We start from the raw sequence: 16895 nt of genomic DNA, 5'->3' as shown, positions 1-16895 counted from the left end.
TAACTTTTGGGGTGCATTACATCTTCTTCAAGAAGCAGTGGCTTTTTTTGCGTTAAGATTATTGAATCATATATCCATTTTTTCGATAAATTGAGAGAAAATGAGTATAAAGAATCATGATAAAGCATAAATTAATAGCGGATTATAATAATATTAGACAACATTTACCTACATATTGTTCATTTAGATGTTTTGAGATTATAATTGATACATAAAGTGTCTAATTATTTGTTGTTTTTTTATAAAAAGTAGGAATATAGACTTATTAAGATATATGATTAAATATATGAGGTGGAGAAAATGTTTCAACTTATCAATAGATCTAAGAAAAATACAATTGAAATAAGCAATGAAACAACAATCGGTATTTTTATAGAAGATCCAGACCGTTTACTACAATTAAATCTTGTAGGGTTAAGTGTGCATGATCTTCAGCTGATTAATAGTTTAAAACCATATGTAGAAAGAAATGTAGTAGAAGTTGTAGCGGCATTTTATCATGCAATAGAAAGTGTTCCTGCCTTACAAAAGGTCATTCAATCACATAGCTCCAGCGAACGTTTACGTCAGACATTACGTCACCATATTATTGAAATGTTTGAGGGACGAATAGATGAAGCCTTTTTAGAGAAGCGAAGACGTGTGGCAAAAATGCATGTAAAGATTAATTTATATCCGAAATGGTATTTAGCTGCATTTCAAATACTTGAGAAATCACTTCGCAAAATAGTCTATGAACTACGATTACCAAAGGGCGAAGAAGAGAAGTTTTGTGATGCTATCAGTAAAATATGTAATTTTGAACAACAAATCGTTTTAGAAGAATATGATAGCTATGCAAGTATACTAATTGAAACACAACGTAATAATGTTAGGGACCATGTAAAGGATGTTATAGGCGGAATTTCTACACAATTAGAGGTTCAATCACAAACTACAACTGAAACAGTAACAGAACTTGTATATAGCGCAAAGCGTGTCAACGCTTCTTTGAAGGAAAGTATGTATGAAGCAGAATCAATGCAAAAAGTGTCTAATGAAGGCTATACTAAAATAATATCTATTAATGAACAAACAGGGAAGATTCATCATAAGACCGTTGAAATGGCAAATATGGTGGAGCAATTAGATGCATCCTCTTCGAAAATAAATGCCGTTGTAGAAATTGTGAAAAGTATTTCTGGGCAAACAAATTTACTTGCGTTAAACTCTGCAATTGAGGCGGCACGTGCCGGTGAGCATGGTAAAGGCTTTGCAGTTGTTGCAAACGAAGTACGCAAGCTTGCGGATCAAACGAAAAGCTCTGTTGAACAGATTGCTGAGTTAATCATGACGTCAAATGGTATCACAACACAAGTTGTACAAGCAATTCAGAACATACAGGAACTTGTAAATAGTAGTATCGAACGTAATGCTGAATCTCTAAAAGCTTTTGATGCGATTTCGGGTTCTGTAGAAGTTTCGATCTCAAATTTCCAAAAAGTCGATAATCAAGTATCTGAATTAGCTACTATTATTGAATCGATTGGTGAATCTTCGGAAGAATTAGCGAAGGTGGCTAATCGCTTAAATACAACAATAAGAGAGTTTTAAAAGAAATATAGCTATGCATACTATCTATGCATAGTTTTTTAGTATGTGAATTAGGATAAAAGGTCTTATTTTATGGATAAATCAACTAAGAGGCTGCTGAATTAGCTAATAGCAAATTTTATAGAAAGAGGAAGATTACAAAACCCTAGAAAATGCTTGTTTTAAGTGTTACGCTATAGGCGAATTAGGGAATTGAGTAGAGGGGTGTTTGGAGCATGAAAAAGAAATTATTTATAACACGTAAGTTTCCTACACATATTGTTGAACTGCTACAGGAGTTTTATGAAATCTCACAATGGGATGAGGAAGAAATTGTGATTCCACGTGAAAAATTGCTCGCAGCTGTCGCTGACTGTGAGGTACTGTGGGTAACGATAGCTGACCAAGTAGATGAAGAATTACTTTCGCATGCACCCAACTTAAAATTAGTGACGAATTTAGCAGTTGGATATAATAATATTGATGTGAAGGCTTTAAAAAAACGAGGCATTATGGCGACAAATACGCCTGGAGTTTTAACTAATACAACTGCGGATTTAGTATTTGGCTTACTGCTTGCAACTGCTCGTAGAATTCCAGAAAGTGAAAGATATTTACGTGAGGGCAAATGGAAAAGCTGGTATCCAATGCAACTGGTTGGCAAGGATGTTTCAGGAGCCACAATTGGCATTATTGGCATGGGGAGAATTGGCCAAGCTGTTGCTAGAAGAGCAAAAGGGTTTGATATGAAAATCTTGTATAATAATCGCAGACGTCGTCATGAAGCAGAAGAAATGTATGGCTTCCAGTATGTTTCGCTGGAGGATCTATTAAAGCAATCTGATTTTGTTGTGATTATGACACCTTATAATAGTGATACGGAAGGACTCATTGGTGCAAAGGAACTTGCTTTGATGAAAGAAGATGCGGTATTAATTAATGCCTCACGTGGTGGAATTATTGATGAGGATGCGCTATACGATGTTCTTAAAAATGGGAAGCTTTGGGCTGCAGGACTAGATGTGTTTGAACAAGAGCCGATTGCGATGGATCATCCCTTATTAACACTTCCAAATGTAGTAGCTCTGCCACATATCGGTAGCGCGTCATTAGAAACGAGAACGGCTATGCTAATGTTAAATGTAAAAGCTTTGACTGCTTATGGACAAGGCAAGGCAATATCCAATCGAATTGATTAAAAAGAGGAGCATATCGGTGAAAGATATGCTCCATTTTTTTATCTATTGAATAAATCGAATAAGCCGCCGATACCGCCTTCACCTTTAGATTGACCGCCTCCACCTTGCGAAATAGGGGCAGCTGCAAAGACACGACTGGCTAAACGGCTAAATGGTAATGATTGTACCCACACTGTTCCAGGACCACGTAATGTAGCAAAGAAGATTCCTTCGCCTCCAAACAGGGCTGTTTTTACGCCTCCAACCATTTCAATATCGTAATCCACATTGGATGTCATTGCTACAAGACATCCTGTATCCACACGTAAAACTTCACCCGGTTGTAATGTTTTTTCATGAATGGCTCCTCCTGCATGAACAAATGCCATGCCGTCACCTTCTAGCTTTTGCATAATGAAGCCCTCACCACCGAAGAAGCCTACTCCAATTTTTTTCTGAAATTCAACGCCTACAGAGACCCCTTTAGCAGCAGCTAAGAATGCATCTTTTTGACAGATAATTTTACCGTTTAATTGGCTTAAATCCATCGGAATAATCTTCCCTGGGTATGGTGATGCGAAATAAACATGCTTCTTACCTGAGCCAACGTTTGTGAATGTTGTCATGAATAAACTCTCACCTGTTATTAGGCGTTTTCCGGCACCTAATAATTTACCCATTAGACCACTTTGTGAGCCACCTCGTGAGCCGTCACCAAAAATAGTTTCCATATGGATCGAATCATCCATCATCATTAACGCTCCTGCTTCTGCAACAACTGTTTCCTGAGGGTCAAGCTCAACTTGCACATATTGCATGTCGTCACCAAATAACTTGTAGTCAATTTCATGATTATTCATAAAGGGATTCCTCCAAAAATAAATTTAATGATATTGTATACGATTATAAGTTACATTGGTTTCAATAGAAAATTAAATATTTTAGAAAAAAAGGGAATTAGTTAGAAAATGTCGAATATAAAAAACTAGAATGTGTATTATTTATTTTCATTTAACTAAGGGTATTGTGAATATACATAACCTTAAGAGGCTTCTAAATTTAGAAGTCATCCTCTATATTGAGGTAAGGAAGTTAAGTGGAAATAAAGCCTCTGGCAGTTGTCACCGATTATTATTGAAATGCTAGTATTACAAGGTGTGGTGTATATTGAAAATTCGGAATTTTGACATATTTTATCTCCGCTCACTCCAAGATTCCTAATGAGACATTTTTTCTTTTGGTGGGGAGCAACTATTGATGTATGGAGATAAAGCCACTGGTAGCTGTCACGAATAGTGAAACGTGTAAGCACATTGCACTGCTCGGACGCAATTATTCCAAGGCGAAGTGGATTCTGGTTAAATTCATAGACTTATACCTATGGAATACGACTGGTACAACAGCTGAGGCATCATAGAGTATTTCAGGGGGTGTATGTAGTGGAGATTAAAAACTATATCGGTGGTAAATGGATCACACATTCACATTTACAAAGTATAGCAGTGACGAACCCTGCAAACGGTGAGCAGCTTGCTACCATTCCACGCTCTACTTCGAATGAGGTAGGCGAGGCTGTAGCTGTTGCTAAACAAGCACAAAAGAGCTGGGCACTTATACCAGCACCAAAACGTGCAGATTATTTATATGCCATCGGTCAAAAAATGAAAGAGAAAAAAGAACATTTGGCGACCGTTTTAACAAAAGAAATGGGCAAGGTCATTGAAGAGGCTAGAGGAGAAGTCCAAGAAGGAATTGATATGGCATACTATATGGCTGGTGAAGGACGTAGATTGTTTGGTGAAACAACACCGTCTGAGCTTGCCAATAAATTTGCTATGAGTGTAAGGGCACCTATAGGCGTTGTAGCACTCATTACACCTTGGAATTTCCCTGTTGCTATCGCCACATGGAAGTCATTTCCTGCCATTGTTGCAGGGAATACATTCATTTGGAAACCGTCTAATGAGACTCCAATGATGGCCTATGAAATGGGTAAAATCTTTGAGGAAGTAGGCTTACCAGATGGTGTCGCTAATATCGTATTTGGTACAGGACCTACAGTAGGCACAGCATTAATTGAACATCCTGACGTCAAGGTTATTTCTTTTACAGGTTCTACAACAACGGGCAGTAAAGTAGCTGAGCTTGGCGGGAAGCATTTGAAAAAGGTTTCTTTAGAGATGGGTGGCAAAAATGCTGTTATTGTCATGAATGATGCTGATTTACAGCTAGCTACAGAAGGGATTTTATGGAGCGCATTTGGTACTGCTGGGCAAAGGTGTACAGCATGTAGTCGAGTCATTGTGCATAAAGATGTAAAAGAACAATTAGAGAAACGTCTCTTAGATGAAATGCAAAAGCTCACAATTGGGGATGGTCTAGATGAGGGAGTAAAAATCGGGCCAGTGATTAATAAAGCAGCATTGGAAAAAATTAATCACTATGTACAAATAGGTAAACAAGAGGGTGCTACATTATTAGCAGGTGGCAGGATACTAAATGAACCACCTTATGATAAAGGGTTCTATTATGAGCCAACATTGTTTACAAATGTGAAGCCTGACATGATTATTGCTCAAGAAGAAATCTTTGGTCCAGTCGTATCTCTAATTGAAGTGGCAAGTTTGGAAGAAGCAATTGAAGTAAATAATGGTGTGAAATTTGGCTTATCTAGCTCAATATTCTCCCAAGATGTCAATACAATTTTCCGCGCACAACGTGATTTAGATACAGGTATTGTTTATGTAAATGCTGGCACAACAGGTGCTGAAATCCATTTGCCATTCGGAGGTACTAAAGGGACAGGAAATGGACACCGTGATTCAGGTGTAGCAGCCCTAGATGTATACACAGAGTGGAAGAGTATTTATGTAGACTACAGCGGTAAATTACAAAGAGCACAAATCGATACAGAGTAACAGATCAACGAAAGGGGATGTTCTTGATGAAAGTTGTTGTATTAGGTGCAGGTTTAATGGGGAAAGAGGTAGCTCGTGATTTAATAAAAAACGATAAAGTGGAGCGTGTGTATTTAGGTGATATCGATGTAAAAGTTGCACAGGACTTTGTAGATACGCTAGATACAAATAAGGTAGAAGTGGTAGAGCTACACGCAGAACGTGACGATTCATTAATGAGTGTTATTTCGAAGGGGGATGTTGCCGTCAATGCATTGTTTTATTCGTTCAATGAACGAGTAGCAAGAGCAGCTATTGAGGCAGGCGTCCATTCCGTTGATTTAGGTGGTCATATCGGTGGCGTTACAGAGAAGATATTAGATTTACATGAGGAAGCAAAGGCAAAAGGTGTTACAATCATTCCTGACCTAGGTGTTGCTCCCGGTATGATCAATATTCTAGCGGGCTATGGTGCTTCAAAATTAGACGAAGTAGAATCTATTAAACTATTTGTTGGTGGTATTCCAACTGAGCCAAAGCCTCCGCTTCATTATACACGCGTGTTTTCTTTAGATGGCGTTTTCGATCATTATACTGAGCCTTCAAAAACGATTCAGAAGGGCAAGCTTCAAGAAGTTCCATCCCTATCAGGCGTTGAACCTATTTATTTTGATGATTTCGGTGTGCTTGAGGCATTTTATACATCTGGTGGTATCTCCACATTGTATAAGACATTCCCGAATGTCCGCACATTAGAATATAAAACCATCCGTTATAAAGGCCATGCTGAGAAATTTAAACTTTTAGCAGACTTAGGCTTCCTTGATTCTGCGAATAAGGTAGAAGTGGATAATCAAGAAGTGCCTGTTCGTGCAGTCGTACGAGAGGCACTCAAAAAGAAGCTTGAATTGGGCTCAAAACCTGATGCTGTATTGTTACGTGTTATTGTAGCAGGTGAAAAGGCCCAACAGCAGGTGACATATGAATATGAAATGGTTGTACGTAAAGATATGACAATTAATGAAACAGCTATGGCCCGTGCTACGGCAAATACGATTTCAGTTGTTGCTCAGATGATTGGTGCCGGTGTTATTACAGAGCATGGTGTATTCCCGCCTGAAGCAATTGTGCCAGGTGATACGTATATTGAAGAGATGGCTAAACGAGGTGTGGTCATTAAAGAGACATCACATAAGTCTGCTATGATTGTGAAATGGTAGGTGCTGACCATGAACTTTGAAATGTCCACTGAGCAGGAAATGCTAAGAAAAACAGTAAGACAGTTTGTTGATGAGGAAATCATTCCCTATATTGCAAAATGGGATGCTGAAGGTGGCTTTGATGCTAAAATTTGGTCCAGACTTGCTGAGCTTGGCTTAATGGGTGTTTGTGTTCCTGAACAATACGGAGGTAGTGGCATGGATTATAATGCACTTGCTATCGTATGTGAGGAGCTTGAACGGGGAGATACGGCATTTCGCACAGCCGTATCTGTTCATACAGGTTTAAATAGCATGACCTTAATGCAGTGGGGGACTGAAGAGCAAAAGCAGCGATACCTTGTTCCGCAAGCTAAAGGTGTACGGATTGGAGCTTTTGGTCTCACAGAACCAGGGGCTGGGTCTGATGTAGCTGCCATGTCAACAACTGCCGTCCGTGATGGAGATCATTATATCCTCAATGGGCAAAAAACGTGGATCTCTTTATGTGATATTGCAGACCACTTTATCGTATTTGCCTATACAGACAAATCGAAAAAACATCATGGAATTAGTGCGTTTATTGTAGAACGTTCCATGGCTGGCTTTACATCTAAAGCGATAAAAGGAAAATATGGTATTCGTGCTGGTAATACAGGTGAGCTCTTTTTTGAAGATTTACGCGTGCCAATTGAAAACCGACTTGGTGAAGAGGGCGAGGGTTTCAAAATTGCCATGTCTGCGCTAGATAATGGTCGATTTACAGTAGCAGCAGGTGCTGTTGGTTTGATCCAAGCTTGCATAGAGGCTAGTGTGAAATACTGTCATGAACGAGAGACATTTGGTAAACCTATTGGTGAGCATCAGCTTGTCGGACGAATGATTGCTAATATGGAAGCAGGCTATCAAATGAGTCGTCTCCTTGTCTATCGTGTTGGAGAATTGAAAAATAAAGGTGTTCGAAATACTCGAGAGACATCATTGGCAAAATGGCAGTCTTGTGATTTTGCGAATAAGGCTGCGGATGATGCGGTCCAAATTCATGGAGCCTATGGCTATTCAGACGAGTATCCAGTTGCCCGTTATTTAAGAAACTCCAAAGCACCAGTCATTTATGAAGGGACTCGCGAAATTCATACTATTATGCAGGCAGATTATGTATTGGGAAGACGACAAGATAAGCCATTAAAAAATATGTTACCTAAATGGCCATTTGAAGAATAGACGAGAGGGAAGTGTTTCCCTCTCGTTTTTTATTGTGCCTCAACTTACTTAGAAAATTTCAGAAAAATGTAACTTTCCTCTTTTTTACTAGTCTAATTAATAAACAAGTATATGAAGGAGAGGAAAAATGATGAAAAGTAAATGGTTCGCAATTTTGCTGATTATCGTTCTAGCTATCGTGCCTGGAATTTTTACATTGATAGTGAATACAGATGTGACGGCAAAGGCGGCTAGCGCAAGTATGGCAACACAAAACTGGCAAGCATCTTTTTCAGTTGCTTTAAAGAAAAACAAAATAACTGAGGAATATGTCTATATCACTACGGAAAAAGGAAGCAAAGTACCTGCAACAATTGAATTGTTGGAAGATCAAAAAACGATAGTGGTGAAAAAGTTAGCACCAGGTAATTATCAATTGCATGTAAAAAAGGAGGCCTTTGCACAAGGCGGACTGAATGTAGCTTCACAGACAATTCCATTTACAATTATCGAGACATTAACAGCCGTAAAATCGGAGAAAGAGTTACAGCAGTATTTTAAAAAGTTGTTAACAACTCAAAGAGTAGAAATTAGAGAAGAAGAGAGCTTACAAAGTAAAGCAAGTGAAGATAAAGCAACAGCTAATAATGAGTCTACAACTAATAATCAAGTAGAGGGGGTAGAAGAGGGTGACATTGTAGTGGTAAAAGATGACTTTATTTACACTGCAAAAGATCAGAGCATTACAGTGGTGAATGCTAAAGATCCTAAGAATTTAAAGATGGCTACAAGTATCAAATTAAAACATTCCCAATATATTTCTAAGCTTGCCCTATATGACAATCTATTAATTGCCATCGGAGATCAATATATTGAAAAAGCAGGCACAGCTATGGTAACAGCCTCAATTTATGATATTTCAAATCCAAGCAATCCAAAGCATGTACGTGATGTTGGGCAAGAAGGCTTCTTGCAGGATATTCGCATAACGAATGACACATTATATTTAATCGGTAATATGTATCCAAATTACTGGATGCTACAAGAAGACAATAAAACCGATTTAAAGCCTAAAACATTTGATAGTATGGCAGGAACAGAGTACCAAAGTCTGCCTGTAGAAAAAATCTCAATCTTACCAAATACGATGGATGGTACCTATAGTTTAATTACAGCTGTCGATTTAAAAAATGGAGCTAAGACAACTGCCAATACGAAAGGGTACTTAGGTGGAAGTAGTGGTCTTTATATGTCAGAGAATGCCCTGTATTTAACGACACCAATGTATGAAAGTAGTATTGATGTTTCATCAGAAAAGCGCGTTATGGATATGATTTGGTTACCGAGGTCAGCCGACACTCAAATTTTCAAGTGGGATGTAGATGGAACGACTTTGAACTTTGTCGGAAGTACGGAAGTAAAGGGAACTGTGTTAAATCAGTATTCAATGGATGAATATAAGGGGAACTTCCGGATCTTTACAACAGAAGGTAATACGTGGAATGAGAAAAGTACTTCCTATAACCATCTCTTTATTTTGGATGAACATTTAAAACCGCTTGGTGCAGTAAAAGATATGGCGCCTGGAGAAAAGATATATTCAGCTAGATTTATGGGAGAAAAAGCATATGTGGTGACATTTAAACAAGTGGATCCACTATTTGTCATTGATGTAGCGAATCCGAAAAAGCCTGCTGTACTAGGGGAATTGAAGATTCCTGGCTTCAGTAATTACCTACATCCATTAGATGATACGCATTTAATTGGTATTGGTTATGATACGGAGCAACGCTATGATTCGTATACGAAACGTAATTTTACTGTGACAACCAATATGAAGATGTCCCTATTCGATGTATCAGACTTCCGAAATCCGAAAGAACAATCAACCGTAAAAATTGGTGGGAAAGGTTCTTCCTCTGAAGTGCAATACAATCCTAAAGCGCTATTCCGCAATAAGGAATACAACTATTTTGGCTTCCCTGTAGTACTGTATGAGGCAGGTAAGGGAGACGAAGTTGTCTATCAAGGTCAAGGTGCTCAAATTTATGAAATTACTGCAGAGAAAGGGATAGTATTGAAAGGAAATATAATCAATCGTAATAATAATGAGTCCTATGAAAATTGGGAGCAAGTTGTACAACGTGTTGTCTATATAGATGATACGCTGTATACAATAGCGCGTAACGAGATAAAAAGCTATCAGTTAAATGACTTCAAGCCTTTAGATACATTAACAATAAAATAATAAGAAAAACAAAACAGTCAATTGAAAGGTATCAAGTAGCCTTCTACTCCAATCCTGTATCTTTAGCAACGGTTTTCAAATATAGTGAAGGTGTTCATTATTCTTTATGAAGAGGTGTTGTCACCCATCATCCTCTGATAATGGGCTATTTGATCGCTATGCTACTATGAAAAAGTAAAGACAATTTGCAGAATGGTTGATTGGAGTGGAGCCAGCGTCACTCCTAGGGGATTTAGCGTCACAGATGAGACCCTGGATGAACGTAGGTGAGTGAAGCGGCTCATCGGACGCTCTGGAAAGGACGCTGGCGGAACAGAAGTCAACCTCTCGCCTTGCAAAGTTGCTTTTTCTGCCGTTGACATCATCTTTTTCAACCAAAAAGAAAGTCCAATGAATATGGAGAAATTCATTGGACTTTTTGTTTATTACTATTGTCGATATGGCAGTATCTCGGAAACAGTCACAAATTCATAGCCCTGCTCTTGTAAATAGGCAAGAACAGCGTCAAGTCCGTCTGCAGTGGATTGATGAATATCATGCATTAAGACAATGGCATTATTGTGTAAATTATTTTTTACGTGTGGCAATAGCTGCTGTGCATTTCGATGTTTCCAATCCAATGTATCAATTGTCCATAGCACAACAGGGATAGGAATCTCGGCATTAATTGTGTCATTAGTTGCACCGTATGGTGGTCTAAAAACTGTGGCACCTTGATTGATTGCCTTCTCAATTTCAGTGGCAGTCGTGTTATATTCTTTCATCACTTGTTCCTGCGTAAGCTTTGTTAAGACAGGGTGGTTCCACGAATGGTTTCCAATTTCATGACCGCGCGCAAGAACATCTTTTACGATGTCAGGATAGTATTGTACACGACTACCGAGCATGAAGAAAGTAGCCTTTGCGTGATACTTATCAAGAATATTTAAAATTTGCTCCGTCACTTTTGGATGTGGACCATCATCAAATGTTAAAGCAATACGTTTTTTATTCGGATCGCCAGTTGGTGGTGGATTAATTGGTTTTACATTTTCCATTGCGATTTGAAATTCGGAGGCTAACAAAGGGTTAATAAGCGAAAGGGGTAGTTTCACTATTGGGGTACCTGCTGCTCCACTAGCAATCTCATATTCATCGAAATAGATTTGTAATGAATCATCAACAATAGCAAAGCGATTGAAGTTAGACCATTTTGGTTCGGTAGCTTTTAATAGTTCATCGTTGAAAAGCTCATCCTTTAATTGGAGGTTTTTTTGCAAATCTTTTCGGACGTTTACAGCCAACGTAGATAAGTTATTCTCATCATTTTGTAAGAGCGTTTGGATTGTAATTTGTTCGCCCGTTTCGTTGTTAATGAAGAATGTTTTTGTGGAGACTTCGTGATTGGCTCCACCTACATATAGCATTTTTGTTAGCACAAAGGAATAGTAATGCTCTCGGTACGGAAAAGTTTCTAGACTAATATTTAATTCACCCATAGCATCTGTATCTTTATTTTTCTTCATCGATGTTAGATAGTTTTCTTTTGAATCCGATATGTATTGTAATACGGCATCATTAAAAACCTCGTTATCTGTTTGTGGGTAATGTATAGCAAATGGTGTTCGTTTGTCATTTGAAACGTCTGTAACAATACGTATGCCTGGAAACGCAGAACTTTCGGTCGATAAATGACTATTCACCGATTCCGTCTCGGATTCTTTTGAAGCACTAATCTTTTGAAACTTAAAGTCATCCTTTGAAAGGATAATAAAAAGTATAATAGTTGTTAAGGTCACAATAAGGCTAAGTAATAAGAAATCAATTATTGGACCGCGTCTTTTTCTGCGTTCCTGCATGGTTTTGGATACGCTCCCCTCTTTTTTTATTTTCTATACAATCAGACGTGCCAGTCATTAAAAAAGTTATACAAATCTAGAATCTTTTTATGTAATTATGTGGAAATTTATTAAGATCGCTTTTTCTTCAAGAATTAGCGAATTAATTGTAGTTGTACTTCTATTTAAGAGGTTGTAAAATACCTACTAAAATAGAAAAAACACATGCGTAATATTAGTGTAACTGTAAAAATAAATTGAAAGATAATCCATTGCTTAAGAAAAAATTTTCAGTTGAGTTTTTATTGGCAGTTCGTTAATATTGGCAAGGAACCTTTTGAAGGAGGCAGATAGCTGCAATGGTCTTACAAGATGCGGATAATGAACTTACGATTGACTGTTTATTGCTTGCAGGACGCATTATGATTGAAAGTGGTGCAGAAACATACCGCGTCGAGGATACGATGCTGCGTATGGCACATTCTCAAAATATGCCTAATGCTCAATGTTATGCCACGCCAACGGGCATCATTTTTTCGTTAGGCAAGACACAGCCAACAAGAATTACATCAATTCCCAGTAGGGTTACAGATTTGCAAAAAATCGCCTTGGTAAATTCAGTATCTCGTAGACTCACATCTCAAATCATAACATTAGAAGAAGCTTATGACGAGCTAAAGTCGATACAAAAAACAAATTATTTTTTACCAACTTATTTACAAGTTTTAGCAGCTGCGCTTGCTAGTGGGTGTTTCCTTATTATGTTTAAGGGTGGATGGTCGGATTTTCCGATAGCTTTTTTGGCAGGCGGGCTCGGTTTCCTAGTACTTGTATTCATTAATCATTTAACAAGGGTAAAGTTTTTTTCTGAATTTACTGCATCACTCGTCCTCGGCTTTGTTGCCTTCTTTGCAGTAAAGTATGGTTATGGTACTGAACTTGATAAAATTATTATTAGTTCCGTCATGCCACTAGTACCAGGTATTTTGATTACAAATGCTGTTCGTGATTTAATGGCAGGTCATTTTATGTCAGGGATGGCAAAGGGAGCAGAGGCCTTTTTAACAGCCTTTGCTATTGGTGCAGCAATCGCCGTCACACTTGGATTTTAGGAGGCGGATAATATGCAGATGATGGACATTATTATACAATTAATAGTTAGTTTTTTTGCGACAGCTGGGATTGCCATTATTTTTAATGTTCCTAGAAAAACACTACTTCATTGCGGACTTGTTGGGGTAATTGGCTGGATTATATACTATGTTCTAACAGAGCAAGGCATGGATGTTGTCAAAGCTTCTTTCTTTGGCTCATTTGTCATTGCCATCGTTGCTCATTTATATGCCCGACGCTTTAAAATACCCATGATTATTTTTATTGTTGGGGGAATTATACCATTAGTACCAGGGGGCATGGCTTATAATGCAATGAGAAATGTGGTAGAAGATGATTACTTACAAGGCTTGCAATATGGCTTAAAGGCATTTTTAATTACAGGTGCTATTGTTATTGGACTAGTTTTTGCAGAAGTAATTATCCAACTCATATTCCGCTCAGTTCGTTCCAGTAAAGTAAAATTACAAAAGGTTTATAAAAAATAGAAGGAGACTGCGTGCTAAATAAACGCAGCCTCCTTCTTCATTATTGTTATTTTGTCAGTAATAGTTCAATCTCTTCAGGTGTAACAGGTTTACTAATATAATAGCCCTGAATGGCATCGCAGCCGTAAGTGATTAATAGATCTGCTTGTTCAGCTGTTTCTACACCTTCAGCGACCACTTTCAATTCCATGGATTTACCTAGTTGTACCATACCATTCATAAGCTTTTGGCTCTTTTCGGATTTTAAGAGTGAATTTGTAAACGTTTGATCGATTTTTAATGTATTTATTGGTAAAATTTGCATATATCTGAATGAGCCGTAGCCAGTACCGAAATCATCTAATACAAAAGAAATGCCTTCGTTTTCAAGCTTACGCATTTGCTGTGCAATAGACGTTGCGGCTTCAGCTTCTAAAGCAAATTTTTCAGTAATCTCAATTTGTAATAGGTTCGCTGGACAACCTGTTTTTGTAATCATTTCAAGTATAGATTTTGCCATATTCTTATCACGGAATTCGCGTACAGAAGAGTTAATAGATACTTTTAAATCATAGCCAGCCTTTTTCCAAAGTAATGCTTGTTCACAAGCCTTTTCCAGCATGAAGGACCCAATATTATTAATTAGGCCTGTTTCTTCAGCGATAGGAATTAACTCATCAGGCGTTACGACACCTATGACCTCATCTTCCCAACGTACAAGTGCTTCAACAGCAGTAACTTTTCCAGAATACACATCGATTTGTGGCTGATAGAGTACCTTCAAGTTCTTTTGGTCAAGTGCTTGGAGTAAGCGCTTTTCAATTAATGCTTTACGATTTAAAGCCTTATGTGTTGCTGTTGATAAAGAAACAATTTTATCTCCGCCAGCCTCACGGACTGTAGAAATAGTAGCAATGGATGCCTTCATAAGCTGAGAGAATGTTGATTGATCCTCAGGATATCTAGTTATGCCACCACTAATAGAAATTGGTACAGCAATATTGCCGCTATAAATCGGATGTTGTTGTAAGTAAGATAAAAAGCCTTGAATAAACCATTCACTTAAAGGCGTAATGACAACAAAATCATTTTCATTTATACGAGCCATCGTGCTATCTTGGAAATACATTTTTATACGATTTGTAAATTCAACAATAAGGCTTTGATCGATTTGTTGATCATGTAATTCTTTAAGTGTATAAAATTTATCAATACTTAGATAAACAAATGAAAAGTGTCTCTCATCGTCAATCATATTGGTGATTACTTTTTCAAGTCGATGTGCATTCATCAAACCAGTTTCTGTATCGATGTAAGCAATTTTTTCAAGCTGGTGTTGAATCGTTTTTGATTTTGTTACATCCTTTTCAATTAGGATAAACTGTTGTTCATTTGTTTCAAGATTAACGAGGGGAATAGCCGTTAGTAGCACCCAATAGGATTGCCCCGTTTTTGTAATTTTTTCAACTTCTCCTTGCCATGTATGACCATTATTTAAATTACGCCAGATCGTATGTGTAATTTTTTCACTCATTTCATTATCAGGGAACAGTTGCCAAAAGGTTTTGCCGATAACACGCTTTGGTGTCCATTGGCTTGTTTTTAGAAATTCATTATTACATTCCAAGATAAATCCATCGTGATCGAGTGTAACAGTCATAAAGGTTGCATCTAAACCTTGCTTAAGGTTTACAAAGGTATTGCATTGAGAGATAGCCTGCGTCATTAATTCTGGGAGCATAAAAATCAATAGAATAAAACGTTCTCCCTCATCTGTAAAAGGTTTAGCTAGCAGAGCTGTTGTTATTTCTGCATTTGAAGTTGTGTGTACTTGAATTTTTTCTAGATACGTACTGTCCTCATTTTGTAAAATAGATTGAAGTGTTTCGACAGGAAGCTGACGCAGTAGATTTTCGTGTATAGATGGAGTAGTATTTCCTTTAATATCATTAGCTGATAAGCCAATCAGATGTTCAGCACTCTTTCCCCAGACTGTTGCTTGTCCATCTTGATTAATGATAATTGCAGGAAAAGGAAGTGAATTTAAATAATGTTCATCAATCGTAAATGATTTATGCATATGACTCATGATTATTCGATCTCCTTGGGTAATCAATATATACTAATATTATAGATAATAATCGGGAATTAGTCATTATGAATATATTTGTAAATATTTGATAGTAAAAATTAATAGGACTTTTCTAGTGAAATATAAGAAAAGATTTGAAGAAAAGTAACAATTTTTAGTACGTATATAGGAAGCAGGATTGGTATGAAACGTTTAAAAGGAATAATATTTATCGTCTCGGGTGCTATGTTATGGGGAGCAACTGGCCCTTTAATGGAGTGGTTGCTTAATCATACACCTTTGACTGTATCCTTTATGTTAACAATCCGTTTATCGGTTGCAGGTATATTACTACTTACATATTTATTGTTAACAGGAAAAAATATTTTTGGAATTTGGCAGCACAAGCTATGGGGGAGGCAACTCATAGTTTTTGGTATTGCAGGTATGCTTGGTGTCCAATTTACATTTGTTGCTGCAATTAATGAAAGTAATGCTGTGCTTGCTACCTTACTACAGTTTTTAGCGCCAATATTTGTTGTCGCGTATGTCTCTCTTAGTTTAAAGAAATGGCCACCAAAATATCAAGTGTTAGGTATTATTGGTACCCTTATAGGGTTATTTCTGTTACTAACGAATGCATCATTTGAAAGTTTACTTATTAGTCCAAAAGCCTTGTTATGGGGAATAGGAGTAGGCTTAACATTTGCATTTTACACCTTGTATCCTGCACGCTTAATGAAGGAGTGGAGTGTGCTTTTAGTAGTGGGCTGGGGGATGCTGGTGGGTGGCTTCACTTTGGGCTTAGTAAGCCGTGTTTGGCAGCAGTCCACTCAATGGGTTGTTCTAGTAGATTTTAAAATTTTAATGTTATTAGTTGCTTTAATATTTTTTGGAACAGTAGCTTTTATATTGTTTTTAAGTAGTATGAAATACATTACGGCAGTTGAAACGAGCATTCTTTCTAGTATTGAACCATTAACAGCAATGGTGATCTCTGTTATTATTTTCGGTACTTCTTTAGGTTTTTGGCAATTAATAGGAGTATTCGTTATGCTTGTTTGTGTAACCTGGCTTTCTATAGCAGGAGAAAAAGCATAAATATACTATAGTGTTAGTAGTTTTTAACT

Annotated in this window: 13 protein-coding genes; 10 read left to right on the top strand and 3 right to left on the bottom strand. The window is 37.5% G+C overall.

From position 1 onward, the window contains the following. Positions 1-300: 300 nt before the first annotated feature. Complete coding sequence (locus B3D98_RS11340; RefSeq protein WP_288583048.1) at positions 301-1593, top strand: globin-coupled sensor protein; 1293 nt, start codon at positions 301-303, stop codon at positions 1591-1593. Positions 1594-1808: 215 nt separating this feature from the next. Beyond that, positions 1809-2771, top strand: coding sequence for a 2-hydroxyacid dehydrogenase (locus tag B3D98_RS11335; protein WP_004229713.1), 963 nt, complete (start codon positions 1809-1811; stop codon positions 2769-2771). A 38-nt stretch (positions 2772-2809) separates the two neighbouring features. Here B3D98_RS11335 and B3D98_RS11330 read toward each other — a convergent pair whose 3' ends face one another. Continuing rightward, positions 2810-3610 (bottom strand): TIGR00266 family protein, encoded by an 801-nt coding sequence (locus B3D98_RS11330; protein ID WP_004229711.1) that lies wholly within the window; start codon positions 3608-3610, stop codon positions 2810-2812. Between the two features lie 401 nt (positions 3611-4011). On the opposite strand from B3D98_RS11330, the gene B3D98_RS11325 reads away from it, so the two are divergent. From B3D98_RS11325 to B3D98_RS11305, 5 genes are all read left to right on the top strand, one after another. Beyond that, positions 4012-4167, top strand: a complete 156-nt coding sequence (locus B3D98_RS11325) for a hypothetical protein (RefSeq protein WP_288583045.1) — start codon at positions 4012-4014, stop codon at positions 4165-4167. Between the two features lie 22 nt (positions 4168-4189). Next, complete coding sequence (locus tag B3D98_RS11320) at positions 4190-5668, top strand: aldehyde dehydrogenase family protein (RefSeq protein WP_004229708.1); 1479 nt, start codon at positions 4190-4192, stop codon at positions 5666-5668. Between the two features lie 26 nt (positions 5669-5694). Then, on the top strand, positions 5695-6867 hold the full coding sequence (locus B3D98_RS11315; RefSeq protein WP_054549077.1) for a saccharopine dehydrogenase family protein: 1173 nt from the start codon (positions 5695-5697) through the stop codon (positions 6865-6867). 9 nt (positions 6868-6876) lie between these two features. Continuing rightward, the gene (locus B3D98_RS11310) at positions 6877-8070 is read left to right on the top strand and encodes an acyl-CoA dehydrogenase family protein (protein ID WP_048393298.1); all 1194 of its coding nucleotides are present in this window, start codon (positions 6877-6879) and stop codon (positions 8068-8070) included. Between the two features lie 127 nt (positions 8071-8197). Continuing rightward, positions 8198-10297 carry a beta-propeller domain-containing protein gene (locus B3D98_RS11305; RefSeq protein WP_288583041.1) on the top strand — a complete coding sequence of 700 codons (2100 nt, stop codon included), beginning with the start codon at positions 8198-8200 and terminating at the stop codon, positions 10295-10297. A 428-nt stretch (positions 10298-10725) separates the two neighbouring features. Here the strand turns inward: B3D98_RS11305 and B3D98_RS11300 are convergent, their stop codons facing one another. Next, the gene (locus B3D98_RS11300) at positions 10726-12135 is read right to left on the bottom strand and encodes a polysaccharide deacetylase family protein (RefSeq protein ID WP_048393300.1); all 1410 of its coding nucleotides are present in this window, start codon (positions 12133-12135) and stop codon (positions 10726-10728) included. A gap of 338 nt (positions 12136-12473) precedes the next feature. On the opposite strand from B3D98_RS11300, the gene B3D98_RS11295 reads away from it, so the two are divergent. Both B3D98_RS11295 and B3D98_RS11290 read left to right on the top strand, forming a co-directional pair. After that, positions 12474-13226, top strand: a complete 753-nt coding sequence (locus B3D98_RS11295; RefSeq protein ID WP_288583040.1) for a threonine/serine exporter family protein — start codon at positions 12474-12476, stop codon at positions 13224-13226. Positions 13227-13238: 12 nt separating this feature from the next. Beyond that, positions 13239-13715 (top strand): threonine/serine exporter family protein, encoded by a 477-nt coding sequence (locus B3D98_RS11290; protein WP_081010948.1) that lies wholly within the window; start codon positions 13239-13241, stop codon positions 13713-13715. 46 nt (positions 13716-13761) lie between these two features. On the opposite strand, the gene B3D98_RS11285 is transcribed toward B3D98_RS11290, so the two are convergent. Next, complete coding sequence (locus tag B3D98_RS11285; RefSeq protein ID WP_281217010.1) at positions 13762-15783, bottom strand: EAL domain-containing protein; 2022 nt, start codon at positions 15781-15783, stop codon at positions 13762-13764. 186 nt (positions 15784-15969) lie between these two features. On the opposite strand from B3D98_RS11285, the gene B3D98_RS11280 reads away from it, so the two are divergent. Further along, on the top strand, positions 15970-16866 hold the full coding sequence (locus tag B3D98_RS11280; protein ID WP_048393305.1) for a DMT family transporter: 897 nt from the start codon (positions 15970-15972) through the stop codon (positions 16864-16866). Positions 16867-16895: the final 29 nt, after the last annotated feature.

The organism is Lysinibacillus sp. UBA5994, assembly GCF_002429725.1.
Taxonomy (GTDB): domain Bacteria; phylum Bacillota; class Bacilli; order Bacillales_A; family Planococcaceae; genus Lysinibacillus; species Lysinibacillus capsici.
This window is presented reverse-complemented; position numbering and strand designations above follow the sequence as displayed.